Below are 26,582 nucleotides of genomic sequence, written 5' to 3' on the forward strand. Positions count from 1 at the left end.
ACTTAGGTCCTTTTTGTTCGTCTATCTGACTGATAGCTCATAATTGTAATGATAAGACCAATAAATGTCACAGCTGCAGCAAATAACGGAACAAGCTGTAAATGTGTGATTTCGATAGCAAGACCGCCAAGCGCTGCACCGCCGGCATTTCCAATATTAAAGGCAGAATGGCTGAGCGTCGATGCGAGTGTCGGTGCTTCATGTGCCATGTTCATCGTGCGGTATTGCAAGGTAGGAACAAGAATAAATGAAATGATTCCCCAAACAAAAATGGTCAGCACGGCAGGCACTTTGAATTCGGAAGTGACTGTAAACAATAACAGGACAGCAATGAGCAGGATCAGTGTCACCATAATACTTGGCATCAGCCTCCAATCAGCAAGCTTTCCGCCAACTAAATTCCCGATAGTGACCCCAAGTCCAAATAGGACAAGGATGAGCGTCACCCCATTTTCCTGAAAGCCAGTGACTTGCAGCAAGATTGGGCTGATATACGTAAAGGCTGTAAATACACCAGCAAAACCAAAGATGGTCATCGCAAAGGAAACGAGTACTTGTGGTTTTTTCAAAACGGATACTTCATTTCGAATATCCAGTACTTCTTCCTTCGACTGATTCGGGACTAAGCTGATGATACCGATTAAGGAAATGAGACCAATGACGGCAATGACTAGAAAAGACATACGCCAGCCGAATTGGTTTCCGATAAAGGTACCGAACGGCACACCGAGTACATTGGCTACTGTCAGTCCTGTAAACATGAAGCTGATCGCACTTGCACTTTTCTCTTTAGGCACAAGCCGTGCAGCCATAATGGCTCCGACGCCAAAGAACGTTCCATGAGCAAATGACGTTAAAATACGGGCGACCATTAATAGACCATAAGAGGTCGAGACAGCGGCAGCAGCATTTCCCGCCACGAAAAGAATCATTAACAGAATGAGGAGACGTTTTCTCGACATTTTCCCAGTCGATAACGTTAATATAGGTCCGCCAACTGCGACACCAAGTGCATATCCAGTAATCAGCTGTCCTGAAGCAGAAATTGATACATGAAGGTCGTTCGCGACATTTGGTAAAAGTCCCATGATGACAAATTCAGTCATGCCAATCGAAAACGCACCGAGCGTTAACGCAAAAATAGCGATGGGGAAGTTTTTCATGATGTGATCACCTTTCTAAACAAATACATAAAAAAGCTTCGGAGAGATCCGAAGCTTTAAGATTTTATCATACATGGAAATAAGACGCCAGCTGCTCGTTTGCTAATCGGTTTCCAACAAAGAAGGAACCAAATTCGCCGTAGCGTGCACTGACTTCATCAAAGCGCATTTCATAAACCAATTTTTTAAATTGAAGCACATCATCAGAGAAAAGGGTAACGCCCCACTCATAATCATCAAAACCAACAGAACCTGTAATGATCTGTTTTACTTTCCCAGCATAGCTTCGGCCAATTAAACCGTGGCTTCTCATAAGAGATTTACGCTCATCCATGGAAAGCATGTACCAGTTGTCATTGCCAGAACGTCTTTTATCCATTGGATAGAAGCACACGTATTGAGAAGAAGGAAGCTCTGGATATAAGCGAGCACGTACATGCGGGTTCTCGTAAGGATCACCGCCATCGCCGCCTCCTGCTAAGTAGTTGCTGAGCTCAACAACTGAAACATACGAATAAGCTGGAATCGTAAACTCTGCTAGTCGTGTCTTGTTGAATTCGAGTTCAATTTCACCTAGTTCTTCCATTGTCGGACGTAAAATCATGAGCATAATATCTGCTTTTTGGCCGACAATACTATAGATTGTTTGGCTTCCAGCTTTATCTTGCTCAGCTGTTTTCCATTTTTCCAATAGACCTGTGAATTCATGAATGATGGCTTGGCGCTCATCACTTGTCAGCAGCTTCCAAGCTGTCCAGTCGATTGTTCTAAAATCATGCAGCGCATACCAGCCATCTAGTGTTTGAGCTGCTTCATTTGTTGTATGTTGTTCGCTCATTTCTTTCACTCCTATTAACAGTTTTCCATCTGTTCCAACTATAACATAGTTTGTCCAAATGGAGATGTGATCAAAACTTGAACGAGAAAAACAGCTTTTTTCAAAATTGATTAAATTAGTTTGAAAAATAAGAATTTAATTTGTAAGCGCTATAATATAAGTTGGTAGTTTGAATTTAGGTAGAAGAAGAGTATGCTTAAAAGAGAACGCTTTTTTTGTAAAATCAAGGAGGGTATTGAAGTGGCAGATATTTTTTCAACAGTTCAGGAAAAGGTTGCAGGTAAAGGAGTAAAGATCGTTTTTCCTGAGGGAATGGACGAACGCATTCTAACAGCCGTTCAAAAACTAGCAGATGGCAAAGTATTGCAGCCAATTGTGGTAGGAAAAAAACAAGAAGTTGAAGCTAAAGCAAAAGAATTAGGTCTTACACTTGATGGTGTTGACGTGTATGATCCTCATACATATGAAGGTTTTGAAGAGCTTGTACAAGCTTTCGTAGAAAGACGTAAAGGCAAAGCAACAGAAGAGCAAGCAAGAAAAGCATTACTGGATGAAAACTACTTCGGTACAATGCTTGTGTATAAAGGTCTTGCAGACGGACTTGTGAGCGGTGCGGCACACTCAACTGCTGACACAGTGCGTCCAGCACTTCAAATCATTAAAACAAAAGAAGGCGTAAAGAAAACATCTGGCGTCTTCATCATGGCTCGCGGCGAAGAGCAATATGTGTTTGCTGATTGCGCAATCAACATTGCACCAGACAGCCAAGATCTAGCTGAAATTGCGATCGAAAGTGCAAACACAGCAAAAATGTTTGATATCGAACCACGTGTGGCAATGCTTAGCTTCTCTACAAAAGGCTCAGCAAAATCAGACGAAACAGAAAAAGTATCTGAAGCAGTTCGCATTGCAAAAGAAAAGGCACCTGAGCTTGTACTTGATGGAGAATTCCAATTCGATGCAGCTTTCGTTCCTTCAGTAGCAGCGAAAAAAGCGCCAGATTCCGTCATCAAAGGCGACGCCAGCGTATTTGTTTTCCCTAGCCTCGAAGCTGGAAACATTGGCTACAAAATTGCACAGCGCTTAGGTAACTTTGAAGCTGTAGGTCCTATCCTTCAAGGTTTAAACCAGCCAGTAAACGATCTATCAAGAGGCTGTAATGCCGAAGACGTTTACAACCTTGCGCTTATCACAGCAGCTCAAGCACTATAATGATCTCGACAAAGACAGCCAGTACGATAGATTCGTGCTGGCTGTTTTTTTGATGACAAATGTGTACAATATAGGGGGGAAAAGAAAAAATTTTGATCGTAGATAAAGCCGATAGAATAGGCAGGTGCTATAATGGACGATTTCATACATAAGCTTCAGCATAAGGTTGCGGGATTAACCGAGGCACAAAGGAGAATTGCAGATTATATCGTGCAAAATCCAATGGAGGTCGCGTTTTTAACAGTAGATAAATTGGCGTCAAAAGTAGGGACGAGTACAGCGACCATCATGAGATTCTCTGCTGCTGTAGGGTATTCCGGTTTCTCCGAGCTTCAAAAAGAGCTTCAATCAAATATGAAGCATAAAGCTGCCCCTCAAACGAGACTTGAAGCGAACCTCAAACATTCAAATAAAAGTAAGCTCCTGCATAATCATGTCGAGCTGCAATTTCAAAATATCCAGTACGCTTTAGACAATATCACGGAAGAAACTTTTCAGCATATTGTTGAAAAAATAGCCAGCTCCCGCCAGGTTCTGTGTACAAGTGTCCGAAGTGGAAGACCTGTTGGCGAGTATCTGTCATTTGGAATCAATCGGCTATTGGGGAACTGTCAATATATTGATGCGGACAAAAGCGACTGGGTGGATGAACTCGTTCATTTTCAATCTGATGATTTCATTATAGCGGTCAGCTATCCTCGCTATGCAAAGCGTATAAAGGACTTGCTGGAGGCAGCGAAGTCATATGGGGTGGAAGTGCTTTTAATTACAGACAGCTACAGCTCTCCACTAACTAAGTATGCACAATATGTATTACCATGTTCCTCAGCAAGTGCGGGCTCTCATAACTCTGTCGTATCTGCTATCTTTATCGTAGATTACATTTTAAGTGCCTTAGCCATTAATGATCCTGAAAGGACAAAACCTCGTTTAGATCAAATCAATCATATGTTAACGAAAATGAGTTATCACACAACACATTAGTCGTGTGGTGACTCATTTTTTTATTTTAAAATTTTCTGAAAGCGCTTTACTAAATAAAAATGAGATGGTATGATCTTATCACAAAAGTAATATATATTACTTTATATAAAATTAAATGTAATGAATATAACTAAAAGGGGATGATGGCAACAATGAGTACTGTTCAATTCGTGTCAAATGATCTAATAGATCGGGCAAAAAAACTGAACTCGACCTTGCTGGCAGATGTGATGGGAAGCACCGGTGCGATGGATCATCAAATCAAACCAGTTGCAAGAGGCATGAATATAGTAGGTACAGCTTTTACCGTCAGCTTACGGCCAGGGGATAATTTATTTCTTCATCAAGCGATCTACTCTGCGAAAGAAGGAGATGTACTGATTGTTGATGGAAAAGACCATAAGGGCCATGCATATTTAGGGGAATTGATGGCAGGTGTAGCAAAGGCTGCAGGAATAGAAGGAATTGTAATTGACGGGCTTGTTCGAGACAAAATCGCTTTAGAGGAACTGGCTTTTCCAATATACAGTAAGGGGTTTATGGCAAACGGACCTTTTAAAGATGGTCCTGGGGAATTGAATCAAACCATCTCGTGCGGCGGTGTCAAAGTAGCACCAGGTGACTTAGTCATTGCTGACGATGATGGAGTCGTCATCGTACCAAAGGAAAAGGCGGAACACCTGCTGACACTAGCGGAAGAGAAACAAGCGTATGAAAATCAAAGATTACAAACGATTCAACAGTATATGAACGAAGGAAAGCAAGACATCAGTCTCTTAGCACCGGCATGGCTGGAAGGCAGAATGAAAAAATATCAGGGATAGGGGAATCTGTGATGAAGATAGGCTTTATTGGATATGGAGAAGCTGCATATGAGTTATCAACAGGATTGAAAACAGAAGGATTAGATCAATTTTATGCGTATGATGTACTATTACAAAACGAGAAATTGGCTGGCGCGTTGAAGGAAAAAGCATCGCAGACAGGAGTTCAATTAACCAGCAGTATTAGTGAAGTCATTGAGAAATCTAATATTGTCATTGCTGCTGTGCCAGCGAATAAAACCTTAGAAGTGGCCCAATCCGTATCGGGAAGTTTGAAAGAGAATCAATTATATGTAGATGTATCGGCATCAACACCAGACATCAAAAAACAAGTGGCAAACGAAATTGAAAAGCAAAAAGCTCTATTCGTAGATGCTGCCATGCTAGGGCCTCTTCCAGTTAACAAACACAAGGTTCCGATCACGGCAAGCGGCAGTGGAACTGACCAATTCATGAAAGTAATGAATGCTTATGGCATGAATATTAAAAAAATCAGTGACCAGCCAGGAGATGCTTCGGCCTTGAAGCTGATCAGAAGCGTTTATATGAAGGGGATCGTTGGTCTCATGGTTGAATTTTTGGAAATTTCAAAAAAGTACAACGTGGAACATCAAGTGATTTCTTCACTTAGCGATACAATGGATAGCAAAAGTTTTGAAGAGACCATGAACCGTCTTGTGACAGGGAGTGCACTTCATGCGAAAAGACGAGCGATCGAGCTTCTTGGCTCTATTGAAATGCTGGATGAAGCAGAGGTTGATGCCAGTATGTCTCGGGCAGCACAACAGAAGCTAGAGAGATTAGCAGACTTTCAATTCGTTGAACGGTTTAATGGGAAAAAGCCGGCCAGCTGGGAAGAAGTCATTGACGTGATGCAGCAGGGGCAATAAATTGTAAGCGTTTTATTTAATGAAGGGGAGGCGAAAAAACGATATGGGTTTTATTGCGTTGATTGTATTCATAGCTGTCATCATTATATGGAATGTCGTCGTGAAGCGGAATATGGGAGAAGCCATGCTATTAGGCTTTATTGCAACCACATTATTTGGCGGATTGGATGCATTAAGACTTTTCTGGGATGGATTAAAATTTGCATCCACATATGAGGTGCTCTATGCAGCTGTCGCATTTGTATTCATGGCTTATTTAATTGAAAAGCTGGAATTAATTCATGCACTCTTGCGAATCTTAAATTCGGTTGTAGGAAAACTTCCCGGTGGAGCGGCTTATATGAGTACGTTAGGTTCAGCAGTCTTAGGTGCTCTTTCAGGTTCAAATTCTGCAAACACAGCGGCCACTGGCTCTATCACAGCTTCTTGGATGATTAAATCAGGCTGGAGCCGAACGCATACAGCGACCATTTTAGCAGGGAATGGCGGACTTGGGGCGGCACTGCCTCCGAACTCTTCAATGTTTATCATGCTGGGGTTTGCACCAATTGCAGCCCTTGTATCTGAGGGAGATTTATATATTGCCCTGTTAATAGGAGGACTGTATCAAGTTGTATACCGATTTATTCTTGTGTATATTCTGGTGAAAAAGAATAAAATTCAGGCCATGCCGCCAGATGATATTCTTCCTTTTAGGGAAGCTGTGAAACAAGGGTGGAAGTCGATCTTTATTTTTTTCGGTGCCTTGATTCCTATCATTGTCACGATAGGTCCACTGGCAAACTACTTGAAAAGTAATCCAAACATTGGACCAGAGGCTATGGATCAAATTTCTTTAATTACGTGGATTCCGATTCTCATGATGTTAATTAGTTTAACAATTGGAAGAAAAAAGGCGTCTGCACTAGATTGGTCTCAGTTTTTCAAGTCGGCTATTCCTAAGTTTACAACGATCGGTGCCTTGATGCTGTTTGCTGTTGCTGCTAGTCAGGTGCTTGCTGAATTAGGATTGGCAGAAGACTTGACGCAAATCACATCAGTACTTACCATTCCGAAATGGCTCATGGTGCTCATTGTGGGTATTCTTGTCACGCTGGTGGCTGGACCATTATCTTCTACAGCCACATTAACAGCTGTTGGACTTGTCTCATTTTCAGCTTTAGTCTCAGTCGGAGTGGATCCAGTTGTGGCTGTTGTCGCCATTCTTGCTTTTTCATCAACAGAAGGCGCTTCCCCACCGGCATCAGGATCAATTTTCATTGCTTCTGGTCTTGCAGGAGCCAGACCGGAGAAAACGTTTATACCGCTGATTCTCTACTATATGCTGCCAATCGTAGGAATTGGCTGGCTCATCGGAATGGGAATACTTCCAGTATAGAAAGGAGAAACACATGAGAGCATTGATGGAATTTTTATTTAAAGTGCTGCTTGTCCTGTTCTTAACGTCAGGAGCCCTGTTGGTATTCGGTCAAATACTAGGGATTCTTTTGCAAAAGGGAGATATGATCATTGCAAGTACGAACCTATTCAAAAACCCAACATTGGTGTTAAGTGCCTTTTTCAGTCTTGTTGGTTTCTCTCTAAATTATATTCCTGAAAAGAAAGACACCTCATTTAGCGATCATCCATCAGCATCAGCAGGTGAATCGCTCAAATAAGGAATAAAAAGCTGGATTCAGTAAATGAATCCAGCTTTTTTGCGCGCGAGAAATAGGTATTAAAACCCAATACATACGATTCATTTTTTGGTAAATTCACTTTCAATCATATGCCTCTTGTGCTAGTAAATGGTAACATAACGGAGGACTATTTAAGGAATAGAGGTGTTTGACCATATCTGGAGCAATCATCGGATATAAAGCAGCCTTGTATTCGTTAAAGGCAGATATATCTATCAAAAAAGAACAAATCATCGAACTCAATATGTGCCGAAAAGAAATCAAAGAGGCAAAGTGGGCCCTGTCAGATGCCAGCAAAAAAATCACACATCCAGACCTGACATCACATACATGGTTTGGCCATTTGGCAGACACGTTTGATGACATTCGAGACGAAATGGCTTCCGCCAGTCAGGAAATAAAAGGTGTACAGCTAACCAATCTATTAAATCGAATCAATGAGAAAATCAGTGATTTAACATCGGATATCCATTCGTTAGAACATGAAATTCATTCGGTTGAAAGAAAAATAGAGAAAGAAAAGCAGAAACAACTGGAAGAAAAAAGAGGGTAGTCACATGACGAGAGAAATTAAAATAGATGCCAGTCAGGTCAAACAAGTATTACAGCATACAAAGCAATCAGGCGCTCAAATGAATGCAGCCCTTCCAACCACCATCAAAGGGAGAAATCATCTCCTGACGGCAGACACATTAGAAAAGATCAATCAGCAGCTGAACGAATTAAGTACATCCTATATAGGCATTCTTCAGAAACAGCTTGTACAAACAGAACAAGCGGTGAACACCATGATTGAAACGGACAAGGCGCTTGCTTCCAGCAGTAAAAGAAAATAAAGGAGAACGCAATGAAAACCCTTGACGCCTTTGCGCTAATAAACGGAATAGATCAAACGCTGAATGCGTTAAAGCAGCAGTCCCAGCAAATCAGCTCCCTAGAAAAACAAATCAATCACATCATCTCACTCGATGGCGCACTAAAGGGAGAGGCGGGACAAGCCATCCGCGCCTTTTATACAGAATGCCATATTCCCTTCCTGCAATTCTTTCAGGTCGTCATTGAGGAATATAGCGCCGCATTGAAAAACACAAAGCAGGCTCTTCACGCGCTAGAATCAAATGAGCACGGCTTTATATCACAAGCATTTATCGAACATGATCTTGATCAAGGCTTAAAAAAAGCTGAACGAACGATTTCTGAAATTGTATCAGAGGTAAACCACGCCATCGGCAGAGTTGGTCATATTGTTCATTTACCAAATGTAGACGAATCAGTGTTTCAGCAAAACTATCAAAAGGCATGGCTCGAGACCTCAAGAACCATTGGTCTGCTTCATGCATTTGACCGGGAGCAGACAAGTGCTTTACATGAAACCAAAAGCTCCCTTCAAACAATGAAGCAATACATAGATATCTTAAGTACCATGTTCACCGGCCCAAAAATCGACATTACGAGCTATCAAAAGGGATCTATTTTAAAAGATGGAAAAGAAGAAAAAGTAAGCAGCACCATCAGTGGATTGAAGGATAAAATAGACACCCCAAAAGACAATCCATTGATGATCATGCTGAAGAAACTGAAAGAGAAACAACAGGCGAATGTGGAGACGATTGTTCGGAATGACAACCATAAAAACATCAGTAAACAAGTCACAGCAAACGATCCATCGCTTACGACATTACAAAAGGAAGCTGTGAACGGGAAAAACAAGATTCATAGAGACATCAGAGTCATAAATGGTAAACTATACAACGTAAAAGACATTAAAAAGTTAAAAGAATTCGACATCGCAGATGAAGTCGTCACGGATCCGTCGGATATTGATTTTATTGGTGGAAGATACACCGTTTACGCCAATAAACAAATCATCCGAACGTATATCGCAAACGGCGAAATAAGAATAGAAGAAGTCGACCAAATTCCAGAAAGCCGCAGCCGTGGCAACGCTAAACGCATATTAGACGGTGAAGTCGTCTCAACCACCGAAAACATCATCTTAGAATACAGAGGCATCTACGACGGCTACCGAGCCGTTACTGGCAAAGACCCAGAAACCAGCCAAAATATCAGCAGCACAGACCAAGCACTATCCGCCGCCTCTATCATCCCAATGACGAAGATAGTGAAGGTTGGGAAATATGTTTTTAGGTTGGATCAAGGGAAGAATGTGAAGAGGGTTAAAACACCTACTTACGGTAAACAATCTGTACCAAAAGGACCGTACCGTGAAGTAAATGGTTTCCCTGCAAAAGTAAAATCAGGAGCTCAAGAAAAACATATTCCAGAAACACCAAATTATAAGCAAGAAGTAGCAAATGGAAAAAAGAAAAGCATTTTTTACGGAGATAATAAAAAGGCACAAGAATTGCTGGATAAATATGCAGGGACAGGCAAAGAATTGGGTAAGAATAAAGAAAGAATAGACTTTGGCCAAGCGATAGGAAAATACTATAATATTGATACTGGAAAGTATGAAGAGACTACTAAGGGAATGATACATTATGGGAAAGATGGTGCTCACATCGTACCAGCGAGGCCTTAAAATGATGAATTGGAGGTAAAAAATGGGTTATGATTCTTTGATTGGAACATTAATAAAGTATGAAAAAAAAGATATGATTTTGGAATGGAATAATGGATTGAAAATCTTAGGAAAACTAGATACAGTTTTTGAAACAAATAATATGTTAGATGAAGATGATATTCATTTTACAGAATATATTGCTGCTGCTTTCCAAGTAAATGATATTCTATCTCATCCTAATGAAAACAGTGGCAGTGTATACGATTGGTTAATTCAAGAGAAAAGCTCTTTAGTTGAGATATCTCTTTATGATGATCCACCAAATAAGATTTTGGTAGATGGTCAAATAGTATGGGAATTGGCAGATGAGTAACAATTGACAAGCGCTCGGTAAGAGGGCCTTTTTATTATTTATGAGTTAGCGAAATATGCTTCAAGTTGATCGTTGGCAAAATCGGTTTCTGTAGGTTCATAACTGGGGCAGTTTGGGCTGAAATATGGTAGCGCATGTGTATCATCAAAGCTCAATAAATATTATTAACAGTAAAGTATCATTGAATGATTTAAATAAAACCTTGAAAATAGGAGCGTTCAATGAACAAAAAACAACAACTAACGAAACAAATCCAAACAGTCATCAACATCCTAGAAAAAGAATATCCACAAGAAATCAATCAAGGTGTTCTCCAATTAATATACAAAAGATATAAAAATGCACAAAGGATCATTCAGAACAATGAAGATCTCCAAAAGATTTTGATCATTGGCGGGGTGAGAGCTTATTTGGATAGTTATAATGACTATCTAAACCCCTTTCTAGATGAATTACATAAAGCAGAGAGTTTGCTTAAAGAAATGCTGTCATAGATAGGACGGTTGTCTGTAGTACTGGAATCAAGTCTTGTATCGGGCTGCAAAACAGAGAAAGGAATGCCTATGGAACATAAACAAAACAAAAAAACATCCAACTGTCTATTAAGTATCAGTGTTCTGATTGTTATAGGAACAGCTTTGCTGAGAGGAGTTTCTTACGCAGATGCTGATTATCGCGGTTTCCCTATTGATTGGCTAGTTCTGCACGGACATCATGCTTTTGAATTTCTATTGTGGGGTTTTATACTTGACGTGGTCATTTTCTATTTTCTTTTAAAAATGCTTCTTCGTTTGTATAAAAGGGTCATAAAAAAATCAGCTGCTTAACATAGAGGAGGCTCTTAAAATGCTCAATTTACCTGAAATCCCACATCTGCACGTGAACAAACCAGTAAGTGACATACATATCAAAGAGGCAGAATCCCAGCTAAACATGGTGCTGCCCCGTGCTTATAAGGAATTGCTGAAACAGACAAATGGATTTTCCATTGGCGGTGAGGTGCTTCTATACGGGACGGAGGACATGGTGGAGCGCAATAAAACATGGGAGGTTCAGCAATATGCAAGCGGCTATGTGGCGATTGGCGACGATGGCGGCGGGCAAGTATTTCTCATGCGGCTTGCTGAAGAGGAGAAAAAGGTATGGATCGTGGATGCTGGTGTAATGGACCCTCAGCATTCGGAATTGGTCGCTGAAGAATTGTTGAGCTGGGTAAATGAGGGCTGTTTCATAGAAGTTTAGTCTATTAAGGAGATGATCGATTTGCCGTGGAATACATTGATCGCTGCATGCCTCGTGGTTGGGGTTCCTGTCGTTTTAATTGCAACTGTTTATTTCATCTCGAAAAGCAAGAACAAGAAAACCAAATCATCCAACTGAAACGCTCTGTGACGCCAAATGTCATAGAGCTTTTTGCATTCTCCCTCCATTCATCACATGTTATAATAAACACAGTTTATGAACGAGAGGATATGCAGGAGATGAAAAATGAACCTATTGAGTTACTGACACAGCCAAAATGGCGTATCATCGATCAGTCGAGTCTCGGTCTTTATGTGGACCCGAAGCAATCCTTTGCGATGGATGATACGCTTTGCGCGTCGGTGGGGAAGGGCCTTTCACCAGCGACAGCCCGTTCTTGGGTGCATCACAATACGATTGTGCTTGGGATTCAGGATACAAGACTTCCATTTCTCCAAGATGGCGTAAAGCTGCTTGAGGAAGAGGGATATCGTGTGATTGTGCGCAACTCAGGCGGTCTTGCTGTGGTGCTGGATGAAGGTGTACTGAATGTGTCTTTAATCTTTGCGGAACAAAAGAAGGGCATTGATATTGACCGCGGATATGATGCGATGGTGGAATTGATCCGCCGGATGCTGTCGATGTACGAGGTGGACATTGAAGCCTATGAAATAGTCGGCTCCTATTGTCCAGGCAGCTACGATTTAAGTATCAATGGAAAGAAATTTGCAGGCATTTCTCAGCGTAGATTACGCGGTGGGGTCGCTGTGCAAATTTATTTGTGTGCAGATGGAAGCGGGCGTGAACGTGCCGACTTGATCCGCCGTTTTTATGACGCCGCCTTAAAGGATAAACGGCAAGAAGTGAAGGCAGTATTTCCTGATATACAGCCGGATACGATGGCATCCTTATCAGAATTAATCGGTGAACCGATTGATTGTACACTTCTTATGCGTTTATTACTAGAGGAGCTTCAAAAACTCAGTGATCAGCTGACAGCCTCGGGCCTGAACGCAGAAGAACAGCTGGAATTTGAGAAAAACATGACGCGGATGATTGAACGGAATGAAAAGTTGTTTTCATAAATATCAGCCTTTTCATCTTGAAAAGAGTAGAGGTGAAGTGATGGAAACAAAGCTTGAAAAAGCCATTGAACTTCGAAAAAGTGGACATCTTCAAGAATCAAATGAAATGCTGTCTCATCTTGTAGAGGAGTATCCAGACCATGCCTCTATTCATTATCAATGTGCCTGGAGTTATGACCTGTTAGGAGAGGAAAGGCAAGCTGTCTTTTTTTATGAAAGGGCCATTGAGTTAGGATTGTCTTCAGAAGAACTAGAAGACGCTTTACTAGGGTTAGGAAGTACATACAGAACTTTAGGAGAATATGAAAAGTCAAAACAGATATTCCTAAAAGGGATGGAAACTTATCCGGACAACAAAGCCATTCAAACGTTCTATGCCATGACTTTGTATAATTTAAAGGAACATAGCAAAGCGATGGAAATATTACTGAACTGTTTAACTGAAACGACAAAAGATCCTGCTATTTTAAGTTATCGAAAAGCGATTGATTTTTATTCAAATCAGTTAGATAGGATATGGAAATAATAGTTGATTTGGCTGCTTGAACAGATTTGGAGGGGCAATGTGATGAAAAAATCCCCTCCTTTGTTATGGAATTTTATATGTGATAGTCATTTATGGCGTAAGAAAGAAGGTAAATTTGTTGTCATTATTCACCACGTATTACCCGCTGTTGATGCTTTGTGTTTTGTCTGTGTTGTATGTGATGTATCGTATTCAGCCGCTGGCCTCTACTGTTAAAAAAATCATCATTGTGCTCTGTGTGTTAACAAATGCTGCCTATATTTGCTGGCGTCTCTTCTTTACACTGCCGCATGAAGGTACATTTAATATGATAATGGGCATCTTGCTTGTTGCCTGTGAATGTATTGGTTTTTTACAGCTGCTTGTGTTTTATACACTTGTTTGGAAGCCTTCAAATCGGAAACAAGTCATGATCAGTGATTTGGACAGGCTGCCAACAGTTGATATTTTCATAGCTACATATAATGAACCAATTGAAGTGCTGAAACGCACGGTGGCAGGCTGTTTGAATCTCTCTTATCCAAAAGACAGCGTCCATATTTATTTATGTGATGATGGCAAGAGGGAGTCTGTGGAGCAGCTTGCATCTGAGTTTGGCGTTCATTATCTGACAAGAACAGATAACAAGTTTGCTAAGGCGGGTAATTTAAACCATGCGATGTCTCAAACGAATGGGGAGCTGATTCTCACACTTGATGCTGATATGGTCCCCCTTCCTGCCTTTTTAGAAAAGACAGTGCCTTACTTTCATGATGGAGCGACTGCGTTTGTTCAAGTTCCACAGGCGTTTTATAACGAAGATCCTTTCCAATATAATATGTTCTCGAAGGATCGAATTCCAAATGAACAGGACTTCTTTATGCAAACCCTCCAAGCTGGTAAGGATCGGTTCAATGCGGTGATGTATGTCGGGAGTAATACTGTATTTAGAAGAACGGCCTTAGAGGAAATTGGCGGATTTGCTACTGGAGTGATTACAGAAGACATGGCGACCGGAATGCTTCTCCAAGGGAAGTTCAAATCTGTGTCTGTCGGAGAAGTATTAGCCGTCGGTCTGGCACCTGAAAGCTGGCTTGATTTGTTAAAGCAGAGAGACCGGTGGTCGAGAGGGAACATTCAGTGCGCCCGTAAGTTTAATCCATTGAAGGTTCGCGGCTTAACGCTTATGCAGCGAGTTCTTTATTTAGATGGCATTGTGTATTGGTTTAACGGTTTGTTTAAAATGATTTACATTCTTACACCAATATTGTTTTTATTATTTGGTATTCAAAGTTTCTGGGCAGATTTCCAGTCCATTTTTATGTTTTGGCTGCCGGCGTTCTTTAGTTCGTATTTAGCGTTTAAACTGGTGTCGAATCAAAAAAGAAGTATGTTTTGGAGTCATATTTACGAAAGCTCTATGGCATTCCATCTGGCTGGTGTAGCTTTAAGTGAGCTGTTTTTGAAGAAGAGGGTTGAATTCCTTGTCACGCCGAAGGGAATTCAAACGGACAAGAGACATTTTCATTTGAAAACGATGATTCCTCATTTGATCTTCTTGCTGCTCTCATTGCTTGTCCTTGTGAAAATAGGATACGATATGAAGGTAAATGGGACGATGAATGCTGATCTCACGTTGATTAATATTTTTTGGGTGCTTTATAACGGTGCAGGTCTATTCATGGCACTGATTGTGGCGTTTGATCGTCCGCGTTATCGAAAATCAGAGCGGTTTGTCATAGAAAAAGAGGGACAGCTCTGTTCTGATCATCAAGATGAGTCGATTGCTTGTTTTCTACTAGACATGAGTGATTCAGGTGCGCGTCTATCCATTCCATTGGATCAAGCTTCTTCTTTAAGTCAAGGACAAATGCAATTGTTCTTTTCATAGGATCAAAGTGTGGCGTGTGATGTGGTTTGGAGCCATCCAGAGGGAGACAAGCTGATGGTTGGTGTTGCTTTTACTGATACAGAAAAATCAGAGTACCTATCATTGATCCGTTTCTTATTCACACGAGAGCATGTATCGATAACGGATCGTGAGAAAAAATCCTATGCTGTTCGGACATTTCTCCGCTTTATAAGAGAAACGGAGAAAGTACCAAGGGCCTTGCGGCGCAAATGGGTGAGAAGACCGTTGCAAAGCGTGACAGGCACGCTGTCCTATGAGGGCCGGTTAGAAGAGAAGGTGCCGGTGAACATACATGATATTAGTGTATCTGGGTGTAAAATAGAGTCTGAAGAAGTCATTAAATTACATGAGAAAGTGCTGATCACCATTGACACAGAATCTCTGACAGATCAGCCGGCGATTGCGGTCTGGACATCACAAAGACGCGGCCGCACAATGGCCGGACTCAAGTTTGTTCAGCCTGAAATCAAGCAGATAGAAGAAAGAGAGGGAGTGGTTTCTTGAAATCCAAAAACGGCGGTTACCTCTATTTACTATGGCTTCCTGTCATCATGGGAGCCGGCTACGGCATTTCGCTTTTAGTGCCATTTCTTCAGCCTGTCCTGACACTTGGCATCGCAGGTCTTTATATTTTTATGTTTGGTGATTTTCAGGTAAGGCAGGTCAGATATATTTTTATGTTCGTGTTTTTGATCAATGTCCTTTTTAGTGTGATGCTATTTTTGGGCATTTAAAAAAGTGCTTCCCGAGGCGGGGAGCACTTTTTGTTATTCTGCCATTTTTTCGAGGTTGCCGTTCCGGTCCATTTTAAAGGTTGGTGCGGCACTATCGTCCTCTTCAAACAAAACTAGTTTTCTTGCACGGTTCATGATTTTCACGAGTGTTTCATAATCTTCTTGAATTGTGAGCTGATCCTTTTCAAGCTTCTTCACTTCAGCTTCTAACTGCGAGACTTTATGAGAAAGTTCATTGTTTTCTCGTTTTAAGCGGCTGTTTTCCATACGTAAGGCAGTGGATTGCTGACCATCGCCTTCATAACGGCGTAAGAAATTAATGATATCGTCCATGGTTAATTCTTGATGCTGCCTAAATGGATTTGCTTCCGGCTTTTTCTCTGCCGTATTTGGGGCAGGAGCAGCCTGTGACAATAAATGTGATAAACTAGCTAACTCTTCATTGTAGCTTTGATCCACAAACTGAAGCTGTTCGGCCGTTTCAGCTGCTGGTGCAAATGTTTCTTCCTTTGCTGGCTCCAGTTCCTGTGAGAATTCCTCTTGAGTAACCGTTTCTTCTACTTGCGGCTGATAAAGTAATCGTTTTTTCGCAGGCTGGCCATTGCCAAGTGCGCGCATCCGTTGTTTTCGCTGTTTTTTGGCAAGTGCCAACGCTTTTTCATATTGATGTCTGACGACAGCGTTCCATCTAAATCCGCATGCCGCTGAGGTGCGGTTCAGCTTGTCTCCAACTTCTTCAAACGCATTTAGCTGCGTGCTGCCCTCTCTGACGTGACGTAAGACGGTTTCTGCCAGGAGGAGATCATTTTCCTCTGACCAAGCATCTTGTCTTTGTTTTGACATGTGTTTAAACCCCCATAAGATTTGATGGTATTAGATTAGCCAAGTTCAAGAAGGTTTATACAAGTTTGCTAAAAGGATAGTGGAAAATACTAGCTTTTATGTAAGCTCGGGATTGGGGCGGTAAAGCGTCTTGCAAGTCCAGCCGCTTCGATGTACAATGTTGGGTGGTATATTATTCACGATTGGCTGTCCAACTGTTTCATATAGAATGAAGTATCATCATTGAAAGGAAGCGTAAGACCATGGCTAATGAGTTTCGCGTATGTGACGATTGTGATGCGACGAACCTAAAGACGTTATTGCCTCGACTCAAATCGGTTGACCCTGATGCAAAAATTGAGATCGGCTGTCAATCCTATTGTGGTCCAGGACGAAAAAAGGCTTTTGCGTTTGTGAACAATCGCCCATTATCCGCACCAACAGAAGATGAATTACTTGAAAAGGTTCAAAAAAAAGTCAAATAAATGTCACTGAATGTGTTCAGTCGACCTAAAAAGAGGTCCGTCCCTGTCAGGTCGGGCTTTTTACGTCCGTGCAATCTTTGAGAACACATTCACCAGCAAATTCAAGGATGTTTTCGGGAAAAGTTACCCGATATAATAGAAACACGTCTTAAAAAAAGAGGGACGAAACGATGGCGTATCCAAAAGGGAAATTATCTGAGGAAAAGGTATTTAAAGATCCTGTACACCGTTATGTTCACGTAAGGGATGCATTAATATGGGATTTAATAGGAACAAGAGAGTTTCAGCGCCTGAGACGAATTAAACAGCTAGGAACTACTTATTTGACGTTTCATGGTGCAGAACACAGCCGATTCAATCATTCACTCGGTGTATACGAGATTGTGAGACGAATTGTGGATGATGTGTTTAAAGGGCGGCCTGAATGGGATGAAGGGGAGCGCGAGCTTGTACTTAGTGCAGCCTTGCTTCATGACCTCGGACATGGTCCATTTTCTCATTCCTTTGAAAAGGTCTTCCACTTAGACCATGAATCGTTTACAAGAGATATTATTTTAGGGCAGACGGAAGTCAATGAAGTGCTCTGCCGGGTGAGTGATGATTTCCCGAAGCATGTGGCTGAAGTCATTGCCAAAACGTATCAAAACAAACAGGTGGTCAGTTTGATCTCAAGTCAAATTGATGCCGACCGAATGGACTATTTGCAGCGTGATGCCTACTATACAGGCGTCAGCTACGGTCACTTTGATATGGAACGTATTTTACGTGTGATGCGCCCGAGAGAAGATCAGATTGTGATGAAGCAGAGCGGGATGCATGCGGTTGAAGATTATATTATGAGCCGCTATCAAATGTACTGGCAAGTCTATTTCCACCCAGTGACACGCAGTGCGGAAGTCATTTTAACGAAAATTCTTCACCGTGCAAAAGAGCTGCATGAAACGGGTTATATTTTTACACATGCCCCCGTTCACTTTTATTCAATCTTTGAGGGGAATGTCACCACAGAGGACTATATTAAGCTGGATGAATCCATTGTCTTATTTTATTTTCAGGCGTGGGAAGATGAAGAAGATCACGTGCTGGCTGATTTGTGCCGCCGTTTTATGAACCGCCGATTGTTCCAATATACAGAGTTTAATCCAAATGAAGAAATGACGAAATATTTCAAGCTGACCGCCTTGTTCAAGGAGGCCGGAATTGATCCTGACTATTATTTAGTGGTCGACTCTTCCTCTGACTTGCCCTATGACTTCTACAGACCAGGGGAGGAAGAAGAGAGGCTGCCAATCCACCTTTTGACGCAAAGTGGTCATATTAAAGAACTGTCGAGACAGTCAGATATTGTTGACGCCATTTCCGGTAAACGAAGAACCGATCATAAACTTTATTTCCCGATGGACTTAATTGTAGATATGTCGGAAAAAGCTGAAGAAAAGAAGGCGATCATGAAGCTGCTTGGTTTGGGATAAGGAAGTACTGAAAAAGGAGATGTCGGGAATTTGTTGAAAGAGCATGCAAAGTTGATGAAGGTATTCTCTGAATCAGGGGAAATCGTTGGACGGAAGAAGCTGCAAAAGATGATTTACATAGCAAAAAAGCTAGATTTGCCTTTTTACGAGAAATACGATTTTCATTTTTATGGCCCCTATTCAGAGGAGTTGACGCTCAGAATTGAAGAGCTGTGCAACCTTGGATTCTTGGACGAAATGAAGGAAAAAAAGGGCGGATACTATCAATATCGCTATTCGCTGACGGACAATGGGAAAGAGTTTCTTGATCAGTGTGAAGTGGACATGCCTGACCTCAAAGCGCTGACGCAGCAGATGAACGAGCAATCATCCCGTTTCCTAGAGCTTGTCTCAACGATATTATATTTTGATAACCTGCCAGAAGATGAGGTGAAGGAAAAGGTCTTCACCATTAAAAGCAAGCAGCGCTATACGGACGAAGAATTTGAGGCGGCCCTTGCTTATATTGATCAGTTGAAGGAATTGAACTAGTTGAACAGAAGCCCAAATTTCAGGGCTTTTTTTGTTTTGTAAGACCCAGACCAAAAGCGCTATTTTTCGATGAAATGTGTGTCAAAATATCCGAAAAATTAGTGAAAATGACGTAATTCGACTTTCTTCCTGTGCATCTAATTCCCTGTTTTTGACTGAATAGAAGGAAAATAGTGAATTTTCAGTGAATATATAACCTTGTGAAAAACAAAGGAGGGATAGGAATGAAAAAGCGTTCAGTCTTTTTGTCATTTTTATTGGTAGGTAGTTTGTTACCGGGGGTAAGTTCAGCTTCAGCACCAGTAGCGAGTGCAGGTCATGGGCATGATCATGGTCATGCGCCGTTCGAAACCCATATTAGTGAGGGGTTGCCAAAAGCAAAAGATTTTAAAGATTTGACGACAGCACCTCCAATTGAACGAGATGTGACAACAAAGGTATTAGATGAGTCTGGTAAGCAGGTAGGCTCGAGAACCTTTAAGGCCAATACAGGAGATTCTATTTCAACAAAAGCAAGTACAGGCAGTCAGAAGGTCACTGTCTATGCGGTCGCTGATGCGCAGTATCGTGCGAAATATAGTGACTGGCAAACACGGATTGTCAGCATCATCGAGCAAGCAGATGTCACGTTTAACCGTGATCATGATGTGGACTTTGTCGTACAAGCCGTAGGATCTTGGACGTCTTCGGGATCAAATTCATCACAAATCCTTTCCAACCTTGCGCGCAGCTTTGATGGCAGAGGATACGATTTTGTCACTGGATTTACAGCAAATCCAAACTTTGATGCTGGCGGAATCGCTTATGTCTACAATAGTGCACCAAGCGGAAGTGCATTCGCCGTTAACCTTGATCAAGGAACAGCGAACACTGCAAAAGCGGCTACGCATGAATACGGTCATAACTTTGGCTTACCGCACGACCCTCAAGGAAGCGGCATTGTCTGCCTAATGAATTATGATTATTCTTACACAGTCGATTTCTTCGATGCGGCTCATAAAAATCAAGTGAACCGTAACAAAGCGTGGTACAGATAAAATAAGAGACAAAAGGACAAACACCTATGTGCTTGTCCTTTTTTTATGCTTACAGGTCGCTGATGCGTTTTCCTGCTACGGCATAGTGTTCTTTTTTCATTTCTTCAATAATAACAGAGACTTTTTCTGCCCCTGCGCCTGTTGTTTCTACAACGGCATCAGTGACTTTCTCCACAAGAGCTCTTTTCTGCTCGTCTGTTCTTCCTTCAAGCATTTGAACGGTGACAATCGGCATGGCGAAAACCTCCTTTTTCCTTTAATGCTACGCTTCCCTTTAGTTTAAGGGACTTCTTATAGTATACTGAATGAAGTAAATCATTGTATAGAAAGAAAGAGGGATTCATGCCTTTGAACCAATTTCTTGTTTATCCATTAGAACTTATTCCATATGTCGCCATTACGCTTGTTGTTGCATTTACGATGCACGAGCTGGCGCATGCATATGTTGCGTACCGATTCGGAGACCCGACGGCTAAGAATCAAGGGAGACTGACGTTAAATCCACTGAAGCATCTCGATGTATTCGGGACGATTTTGATCTTTGTGGCCGGGTTTGGCTGGGCGAGACCTGTACCAGTGAATCGTTACCATTTTAAAAAACCGCGCTTAGCAGGGATTTGTGTCTCCATTGCTGGGCCATTAAGTAACTTGGTGCTGGCGTTTTTGGGCTTTTTTGTGTATGTGCTTCTTCAGAAATTTGGCGGGGAGTGGATTATGCGCTTTGAGCCGGGAGTCGATAATTTCTTTTTAATCTTTATTAACTTAAACGTCATCTTGTTCCTATTTAACTTATTACCACTTCCGCCGCTGGATGGGTATCGGATTATTGAGGACGTCGTCAGCCCCCGTATCCGGGCGAAAATGACGCAATTTGAACAATATGGGATCATTATTTTTCTCATATTCGTGATCACACCGCTGGGACAGTTTGTGTTTGGTCCATTGATCGGAATGCGGGATCAAATCATACACTGGTTTAATCTTATTTTGAAGCCGCTGCTTTAGGAGGTTTAATAAATGGAAGGTAAAAAGAAGAAACCAATTGGTTTTAACATCATTAAAAAAACAGATGCAACCGACGGACATGGAGGCTTTGGGGCAGGTGCCCTCAGCCTTGATAATATCTCGCCAGTCATTATTGATGTAGAGGAAAAGGAAGCTGTCATTGATATTGGTGCCATGCATGCAAGAAGTGCCGTCGAAAAAGGAATTAAATTTTTGAAAACAAAAGAAGAGGTGCCGAACGGAAAACCGTATTGGCTTGTATGGGTGACGATTGACCGCAGAGAAGAAGGGCCTTATTATGCAGGTGTGACGGCTTGTGAAATGACTGTTGACCGTTCGATCCGCCGCGGGTATAAGTCACTTCCAGAGCATGTGAATTTAATGGATAAATCGATGAAGCGAAAAATTGTCGTTAGTCATATGGATGACGTATCCAAAAAGGTGCTGGCTGATTTCTTAAAAGGTCATAATCAAGCGCTCTGGGACGCATCAACAGATGAATTAAAAGAAGGATTGGCTGTCCCTGAATAATTGTGAAATTTTTGTGAAGATTGGCGGATGGCTACCAATTCTCTCCGGTTTTTGAGTAAACTGGTGTTAAAGCTAGGACATGGAGAATCCCGAGATGCAGATCTCGGGGTTTTTCATGCCTTTTTTAACGTTTCAGCCACTTTTCCCACCATTTCTTTGGCTTTTGATCTTGAACTGGTTCCTGCTCAGAGGCTTTGTCCTCAGCACCATAGCAGACACCTGTCGGCTCCGTTCCTTCTATAAAATAGGTGAATACCTTTGATTCACATCCTGGACCTGCGAGGTCGCCGGTTTTTGGATTAATATATACCCCTTTGACACCGTCTGGCGGCATGAAGGAAGAGGCTGGCTGCTTCGAGAGAGCTGATTCCATAAAGGAAGCCCATATTTTTTTCGCATAGGCCGTTTCTTCGACTGAGTCAATGGTGCGGTCTTTATCATAGCCTGTCCATACACCTGTGACGAGCTGGGGAGAGAAGCCGATCATCCAGCTGTCGGCGCCTGTAGTCCCAGACTTTCCTCCGTATGTTCTTGTAAGGTCCTTTATAATGGTGCGGCCAGTGACACTTGTATAGCCGTTTAATTGATCATTGAACATGCCTGACATCATGTCGGTGGTGACAAATGCTGCTTTTTCATCGAGGATTTGTTCTCGTTTTTGTTTCTCTTCAAAAAGCACATTACCTTTTGCGTCGGTTACTTTCGTAATAAAGGTTGGTTTGACGCGTTTTCCGCCATTGACCAGCATGGCGTAAGCATTGGTCATTTCAATGGGTTTCACAGGAGACGTGCCCAGGGCAAGAGAGGGTACTTGATCTAGTTTCTCCTTGATTCCAAATGTCTTGCCTGCACGTACAAGCTGTTCCATTCCTAAAAATAGATGGGTCTTTACAGCGTAAATATTATCAGACAGTGCTAAAGCTTGAAGCATTGTAATGCCGTCATTGGCGTAATAGCCGTGATAATTGCTTGGTGAATAAGCGGCATCGCTGCCTTGATCATCTAATTCAAACACCGTTTCCTCACTGCGCATGACGGTTGCGGGTGTAAACCCGTTTTGCAAGGCAATGTAATAAAGAAGGGGTTTCATGGTTGAACCGGGCTGCCTTTTTGCTTGTGTCACCCGATTGAATGGACTTTTCTCATAATCCCTCCCGCCTATGAGGGCAAGTACATGCCCTGTTTGAGGATGGATGGCGGCAAAGCCGATTTGGATTTCTGATTTGGAATTCATCGTATTTTTTAACGTCTTTTCTGCGATTTTCTGTAATTCTGGATTGAGAGTCGTTTGGATATGAAGCCCATAGGTTTCAATCTGTTCCTCAGTTAACCCCAAACTTTGTTTCAACTCTCGAATCACATCGTCATAAAAATACGGGGCTTGCTTTGCTTGCAGCTGCTTCTTTTGCAAAGGGCGATAGGACAGCTTTTCTTTCGCAGCGTCATCGGCTGCTTTTTTCGTAATCATGCCATCCTCGTGCATTTGTCTCAAAATCATATTCTTTCTTGCGCCGGCTTTCTCCTCATTCACATAAGGGGAATAAAGAGAAGGCCCTTTTGGGATACCGGCAAGCAGGGCAGATTCAGCGAGGGTTAAGTTCTTTGCTTTTTTCCCGAAATACAGACGGGAGGCTGCTTCCACACCGTACGCTCCGTGACCATAATAAATGGTGTTCAAGTATCCTTCTAAAATCTCATCTTTTGTATAGTTTTGTTCTAAACGAATCGTGTAAAAGGCTTCATTCCACTTCCGCTTCCACGTTTTATCATGATCTAAATACAGATTTCGTGCATATTGCTGGGTGATCGTGCTGGCACCTTGCACCTTAGCCATGGCACGAATATCGGCCACCGCAGCACCTGCCATCCGTTTCACATCAAAGCCATGATGCTCATAAAAGGTTTTATCTTCAACAGCGACAACTGCCTGTCTGATATGAGGAGACATCTCCTTTAATGGCACCCAATATCTCTTTTCTCCAAAGCTGGATTCTCCAAGCTTTGAGCCATCGGCTGCATAAATGGTAGTGGATTGGGGAACTTGAACAGAAGGGGCACCTTGCCATTTAGCTATTAATAGAATCGTCAAAAAGACGGTACCTGCAAATAGAAAAGCGAGCAAGCCGATAAAAAAACAGGCTCGAATCGTTTTCACGGTCATGCGGATTTTTTTATTACTCATGATTGTGTCCATGCAAAGCCCCCATTTTGACGGTTTTTTATCAGTATGGAACAAAGAAAACCGTTTTAAACAAGCGATTGCAGGAGCGCTTTAAAAAATGAAGAGAACTCATGCGGTTCTTTACAATTTGATATGAATCCACTATACTTTTTTCTTGGACAATCGATATAGTCAAAGCCGATAAAAGGCGCTAACAATAGATGTTTGTTTATTATTGGATGAGAGGAAGATGAACAATGAGCGAACTTTGGTATACAGAGAAGCAAACGAAGAATTTTGGTATTACATTGAAGGTGAACAAAACCCTTCACACAGAACAAACAGACTTTCAGCATTTAGAAATGGTGGAAACAGAAGAGTTTGGCAATATGCTGTTTTTAGACGGCATGGTGATGACGTCTGAGAAAGATGAGTTTGTATACCACGAAATGGTGGCACATGTTCCTCTTTTCACTCATCCAAACCCGGAAAATGTTCTTGTCGTAGGCGGAGGAGACGGCGGTGTCATTCGTGAGATCCTCAAACACCCAAGTGTGAAAAAAGCGACACTTGTTGATATTGACGGAAAGGTCATCGAATACTCGAAGAAATTCCTTCCTTCTATTGCTGGGAAACTAGACGATCCTCGTGTAGATGTGAAAGTAGGAGACGGTTTTATGCACATTGCTGAAGCTGACAACGAGTATGATGTGATCATGGTTGACTCGACTGAGCCAGTTGGACCAGCTGTGAACCTGTTCTCTAAAGGATTTTACGCAGGAATCGCAAAAGCACTCAAAGAAGACGGTATTTTCGTTGCACAAACGGACAACCCTTGGTTCACACCTGAGCTGATTACAAATGTACAGCGTGATGTAAAAGAAATTTTCCCAATTACAAAGCTTTACACAGCGAATATTCCAACGTATCCAAGCGGTCTTTGGACATTCACCATCGGTTCTAAAAAATATGATCCACTTGCTGTAGAAGACAGCCGTTTCTTTGATATTGAGACGAAATATTACACAAAAGAATTGCACAAAGCGGCATTCGTTCTGCCGAAATTTGTGAGCGACTTAATCAAATAAATCAAGCGAAATGGACATGCGCAAATGACGGTTTGCGCATTTTTTGAAGCGTAAAAGGAGGAATCTTGCATGAGATTCGACGAGGCTTATTCAGGAAAAGTGTTTATTGGAAGTCAACCGACATGGGAAGATGCAAAGGTCATTTTATACGGCATGCCGATGGACTGGACAGTCAGCTACCGCCCAGGTTCACGTTTCGGTCCGAACCGCATTCGTGAAGTATCGATCGGTTTAGAGGAATACAGCCCTTATTTAGATCGTGAACTGCACGAGGTGCCATTCTTCGATGCGGGTGACATCCCACTTCCTTTTGGGAATGCACAAAAGAGCTTAGATTTAATTGAAGAGTATGTCGACAGCATTTTAGAAAAAGGGAAGTTTCCATTAGGAATGGGTGGCGAGCATCTTGTGTCTTGGCCGGTTTTCCGTGCAATGTATAAGAAATACCCTGATTTGGCCATCATCCATATGGACGCACATACAGATCTTCGTGAGGAATATGAGGGTGAGCCGCTCTCACATTCAACACCGATTCGTAAAGTTGCAGGACTGATTGGACCTGAAAATGTATTCTCTTTCGGCATCCGTTCTGGGATGAAAGAAGAATTTGAATGGGCAAAAGAAGCGGGTATGCACATTTCTAAATTTGAAGTACTCGAGCCATTGAAGCAAGTATTGCCAAAGCTAAAAGGGCGTCCAGTATATGTGACGATCGATATTGATGTACTTGACCCAGCACATGCACCTGGTACAGGAACGGTAGATGCTGGCGGTATTACATCAAAAGAGCTGCTTGCATCCATTCATGCGATCGCAGGATCTGACGTCAAAGTCGTTGGGGCAGACCTAGTCGAGGTAGCACCTGTATATGATCACTCTGACCAAACAGCGAATACAGCGAGTAAGCTTTTACGCGAAATGCTGCTTGGATTTGTGAAATAATCAGTTGATAGAGGAGCTTGTCATCTCATGTGGACAAGCTCTTTTTTTTACATTGTCAAAAAATAAAGGAGGGAGCTCATGTTTTCGTCAATATTGATGGTGTTCCTCGCTTTATGTGTGTTAGGGGCAGGCTTTCTCACATTGAAACGAGAGCTCGCAGCTGATCCGCCTGTTTTTGCTTCAAAGAAGGAAGCAAAGGAAGAGATGCTGGGGCTGTTTCACGATCGAGGCTTTTTCTATCTGACGGCCATTGCGTTATTCATGCAGGTGGTTTTTAAAAAGGATCAAATCGCACCATTTGATTTTTTTCAGGCATTTTTGGCAAGTTCAGGCATACAGGCTCTTTTTTACTTAATGAAAAGAAAAGACTTAGGTGTAAAGGCTGGACTTGTCGTAGTGGTCAGTTGTATTTTTCTTTTTTTCTAAAGGGATGGCTGAAGATGAAAAACGAAGTTTAATCGTCGTGAAGAAGAGAAATGATGGTATGATAGGCGATCATGATTATGGTATACTATTTTAGTTAAACGGGTCTTAGCAAAGGAA

30 protein-coding genes and 1 pseudogene are annotated in these 26,582 nt (G+C 41.9%); 26 read left to right on the plus strand and 5 right to left on the minus strand.

What is annotated here, in order from left to right; genetic code table 11:
- Positions 1–2: 2 nt before the first annotated feature.
- Together M1D84_RS01575 and hemQ are read right to left on the minus strand one after the other, a co-directional pair.
- Entirely contained in the window at positions 3–1,163 is a 1,161-nt protein-coding gene (locus M1D84_RS01575) for an MFS transporter (RefSeq protein WP_411263412.1), read from the minus strand.
- Positions 1,164–1,230: 67 nt separating this feature from the next.
- The gene (gene hemQ, locus M1D84_RS01580; RefSeq protein ID WP_024423793.1) at positions 1,231–2,001 is read right to left on the minus strand and encodes a hydrogen peroxide-dependent heme synthase; all 771 of its coding nucleotides are present in this window, start codon (positions 1,999–2,001) and stop codon (positions 1,231–1,233) included.
- Between the two features lie 240 nt (positions 2,002–2,241).
- Here hemQ and pta point away from each other — a divergent pair, with 240 nt between their 5' ends.
- The 17 genes and pseudogenes from pta to M1D84_RS01665 all read left to right on the plus strand — a co-directional run bounded on the left by pta (position 2,242) and on the right by M1D84_RS01665 (position 15,965).
- A complete protein-coding gene (pta, locus tag M1D84_RS01585) occupies positions 2,242–3,213 on the plus strand; it encodes a phosphate acetyltransferase (protein WP_024423792.1) in 972 nt (323 codons plus the stop codon).
- Between the two features lie 132 nt (positions 3,214–3,345).
- The gene (locus M1D84_RS01590) at positions 3,346–4,197 is read left to right on the plus strand and encodes a MurR/RpiR family transcriptional regulator (protein WP_103131745.1); all 852 of its coding nucleotides are present in this window, start codon (positions 3,346–3,348) and stop codon (positions 4,195–4,197) included.
- A 152-nt stretch (positions 4,198–4,349) separates the two neighbouring features.
- The gene (locus tag M1D84_RS01595) at positions 4,350–5,021 is read left to right on the plus strand and encodes an RraA family protein (RefSeq protein ID WP_122631618.1); all 672 of its coding nucleotides are present in this window, start codon (positions 4,350–4,352) and stop codon (positions 5,019–5,021) included.
- Positions 5,022–5,032: 11 nt separating this feature from the next.
- Entirely contained in the window at positions 5,033–5,911 is an 879-nt protein-coding gene (locus M1D84_RS01600; protein ID WP_458106382.1) for a prephenate dehydrogenase/arogenate dehydrogenase family protein, read from the plus strand.
- A gap of 43 nt (positions 5,912–5,954) precedes the next feature.
- Entirely contained in the window at positions 5,955–7,289 is a 1,335-nt protein-coding gene (locus tag M1D84_RS01605) for a TRAP transporter large permease subunit (protein WP_024426389.1), read from the plus strand.
- 13 nt (positions 7,290–7,302) lie between these two features.
- Positions 7,303–7,569 (plus strand): hypothetical protein, encoded by a 267-nt coding sequence (locus M1D84_RS01610; RefSeq protein WP_024423787.1) that lies wholly within the window; start codon positions 7,303–7,305, stop codon positions 7,567–7,569.
- A gap of 175 nt (positions 7,570–7,744) precedes the next feature.
- The gene (locus tag M1D84_RS01615) at positions 7,745–8,143 is read left to right on the plus strand and encodes a YwqH-like family protein (protein ID WP_024426388.1); all 399 of its coding nucleotides are present in this window, start codon (positions 7,745–7,747) and stop codon (positions 8,141–8,143) included.
- Between the two features lie 4 nt (positions 8,144–8,147).
- Positions 8,148–8,426: a YwqI/YxiC family protein gene (locus tag M1D84_RS01620; RefSeq protein ID WP_411209681.1), complete on the plus strand. Its 279-nt coding sequence runs from the start codon at positions 8,148–8,150 to the stop codon at positions 8,424–8,426.
- An 11-nt stretch (positions 8,427–8,437) separates the two neighbouring features.
- Complete coding sequence (locus tag M1D84_RS01625; RefSeq protein WP_458106383.1) at positions 8,438–10,132, plus strand: T7SS effector LXG polymorphic toxin; 1,695 nt, start codon at positions 8,438–8,440, stop codon at positions 10,130–10,132.
- Between the two features lie 22 nt (positions 10,133–10,154).
- The gene (locus M1D84_RS01630; protein ID WP_044330988.1) at positions 10,155–10,487 is read left to right on the plus strand and encodes a hypothetical protein; all 333 of its coding nucleotides are present in this window, start codon (positions 10,155–10,157) and stop codon (positions 10,485–10,487) included.
- Positions 10,488–10,708: 221 nt separating this feature from the next.
- Positions 10,709–10,981, plus strand: coding sequence for a hypothetical protein (locus tag M1D84_RS01635; protein WP_024426384.1), 273 nt, complete (start codon positions 10,709–10,711; stop codon positions 10,979–10,981).
- A gap of 69 nt (positions 10,982–11,050) precedes the next feature.
- Entirely contained in the window at positions 11,051–11,314 is a 264-nt protein-coding gene (locus M1D84_RS01640; RefSeq protein ID WP_283859708.1) for a hypothetical protein, read from the plus strand.
- Positions 11,315–11,333: 19 nt separating this feature from the next.
- Positions 11,334–11,729 carry an SMI1/KNR4 family protein gene (locus M1D84_RS01645; protein WP_458106384.1) on the plus strand — a complete coding sequence of 132 codons (396 nt, stop codon included), beginning with the start codon at positions 11,334–11,336 and terminating at the stop codon, positions 11,727–11,729.
- A gap of 239 nt (positions 11,730–11,968) precedes the next feature.
- The gene (locus M1D84_RS01650; protein WP_103131845.1) at positions 11,969–12,814 is read left to right on the plus strand and encodes a lipoate--protein ligase family protein; all 846 of its coding nucleotides are present in this window, start codon (positions 11,969–11,971) and stop codon (positions 12,812–12,814) included.
- A 40-nt stretch (positions 12,815–12,854) separates the two neighbouring features.
- On the plus strand, positions 12,855–13,340 hold the full coding sequence (locus M1D84_RS01655) for a tetratricopeptide repeat protein (protein WP_073208432.1): 486 nt from the start codon (positions 12,855–12,857) through the stop codon (positions 13,338–13,340).
- 118 nt (positions 13,341–13,458) lie between these two features.
- Positions 13,459–15,735, plus strand: a pseudogene (locus M1D84_RS01660) (glycosyltransferase).
- On the plus strand, positions 15,732–15,965 hold the full coding sequence (locus tag M1D84_RS01665) for a DUF5970 family protein (protein ID WP_024426379.1): 234 nt from the start codon (positions 15,732–15,734) through the stop codon (positions 15,963–15,965). Before M1D84_RS01660 ends, M1D84_RS01665 begins: the two are co-directional and overlap by 4 nt.
- Positions 15,966–15,998: 33 nt before the next feature.
- On the opposite strand, the gene M1D84_RS01670 is transcribed toward M1D84_RS01665, so the two are convergent.
- Positions 15,999–16,808 (minus strand): RsfA family transcriptional regulator, encoded by an 810-nt coding sequence (locus M1D84_RS01670; RefSeq protein ID WP_073207760.1) that lies wholly within the window; start codon positions 16,806–16,808, stop codon positions 15,999–16,001.
- 242 nt (positions 16,809–17,050) lie between these two features.
- Here M1D84_RS01670 and M1D84_RS01675 point away from each other — a divergent pair, with 242 nt between their 5' ends.
- The 4 genes from M1D84_RS01675 to M1D84_RS01690 all read left to right on the plus strand — a co-directional run bounded on the left by M1D84_RS01675 (position 17,051) and on the right by M1D84_RS01690 (position 20,312).
- Positions 17,051–17,272: a YuzB family protein gene (locus M1D84_RS01675; RefSeq protein WP_003215259.1), complete on the plus strand. Its 222-nt coding sequence runs from the start codon at positions 17,051–17,053 to the stop codon at positions 17,270–17,272.
- Positions 17,273–17,442: 170 nt separating this feature from the next.
- Positions 17,443–18,744, plus strand: coding sequence for an HD domain-containing protein (locus M1D84_RS01680; RefSeq protein WP_044330970.1), 1,302 nt, complete (start codon positions 17,443–17,445; stop codon positions 18,742–18,744).
- Positions 18,745–18,774: 30 nt separating this feature from the next.
- A complete protein-coding gene (locus M1D84_RS01685; protein ID WP_024426378.1) occupies positions 18,775–19,275 on the plus strand; it encodes a YwgA family protein in 501 nt (166 codons plus the stop codon).
- A 224-nt stretch (positions 19,276–19,499) separates the two neighbouring features.
- On the plus strand, positions 19,500–20,312 hold the full coding sequence (locus M1D84_RS01690; RefSeq protein ID WP_103131736.1) for a zinc-dependent metalloprotease: 813 nt from the start codon (positions 19,500–19,502) through the stop codon (positions 20,310–20,312).
- Positions 20,313–20,361: 49 nt separating this feature from the next.
- On the opposite strand, the gene M1D84_RS01695 is transcribed toward M1D84_RS01690, so the two are convergent.
- On the minus strand, positions 20,362–20,547 hold the full coding sequence (locus M1D84_RS01695) for a 2-hydroxymuconate tautomerase (protein WP_012011601.1): 186 nt from the start codon (positions 20,545–20,547) through the stop codon (positions 20,362–20,364).
- Positions 20,548–20,660: 113 nt separating this feature from the next.
- Here M1D84_RS01695 and M1D84_RS01700 point away from each other — a divergent pair, with 113 nt between their 5' ends.
- Both M1D84_RS01700 and M1D84_RS01705 read left to right on the plus strand, forming a co-directional pair.
- Positions 20,661–21,317 carry a site-2 protease family protein gene (locus M1D84_RS01700; protein ID WP_024423770.1) on the plus strand — a complete coding sequence of 219 codons (657 nt, stop codon included), beginning with the start codon at positions 20,661–20,663 and terminating at the stop codon, positions 21,315–21,317.
- 12 nt (positions 21,318–21,329) lie between these two features.
- Positions 21,330–21,848: a YwhD family protein gene (locus tag M1D84_RS01705; protein ID WP_024423769.1), complete on the plus strand. Its 519-nt coding sequence runs from the start codon at positions 21,330–21,332 to the stop codon at positions 21,846–21,848.
- Positions 21,849–21,972: 124 nt separating this feature from the next.
- Here the strand turns inward: M1D84_RS01705 and M1D84_RS01710 are convergent, their stop codons facing one another.
- Positions 21,973–24,042 (minus strand): transglycosylase domain-containing protein, encoded by a 2,070-nt coding sequence (locus M1D84_RS01710; RefSeq protein WP_458106385.1) that lies wholly within the window; start codon positions 24,040–24,042, stop codon positions 21,973–21,975.
- 224 nt (positions 24,043–24,266) lie between these two features.
- Here M1D84_RS01710 and speE point away from each other — a divergent pair, with 224 nt between their 5' ends.
- The 3 genes from speE (at position 24,267) to M1D84_RS01725 (ending at position 26,465) form a co-directional block, all read left to right on the plus strand.
- Positions 24,267–25,097, plus strand: coding sequence for a spermidine synthase (gene speE / locus M1D84_RS01715; RefSeq protein WP_025093862.1), 831 nt, complete (start codon positions 24,267–24,269; stop codon positions 25,095–25,097).
- Positions 25,098–25,166: 69 nt separating this feature from the next.
- The gene (gene speB, locus M1D84_RS01720; RefSeq protein WP_151039748.1) at positions 25,167–26,039 is read left to right on the plus strand and encodes an agmatinase; all 873 of its coding nucleotides are present in this window, start codon (positions 25,167–25,169) and stop codon (positions 26,037–26,039) included.
- A gap of 78 nt (positions 26,040–26,117) precedes the next feature.
- Positions 26,118–26,465: a hypothetical protein gene (locus M1D84_RS01725; RefSeq protein WP_034621833.1), complete on the plus strand. Its 348-nt coding sequence runs from the start codon at positions 26,118–26,120 to the stop codon at positions 26,463–26,465.
- Positions 26,466–26,582: the final 117 nt, after the last annotated feature.

This window comes from Bacillus sp. PK5-006 (assembly GCF_054161415.1).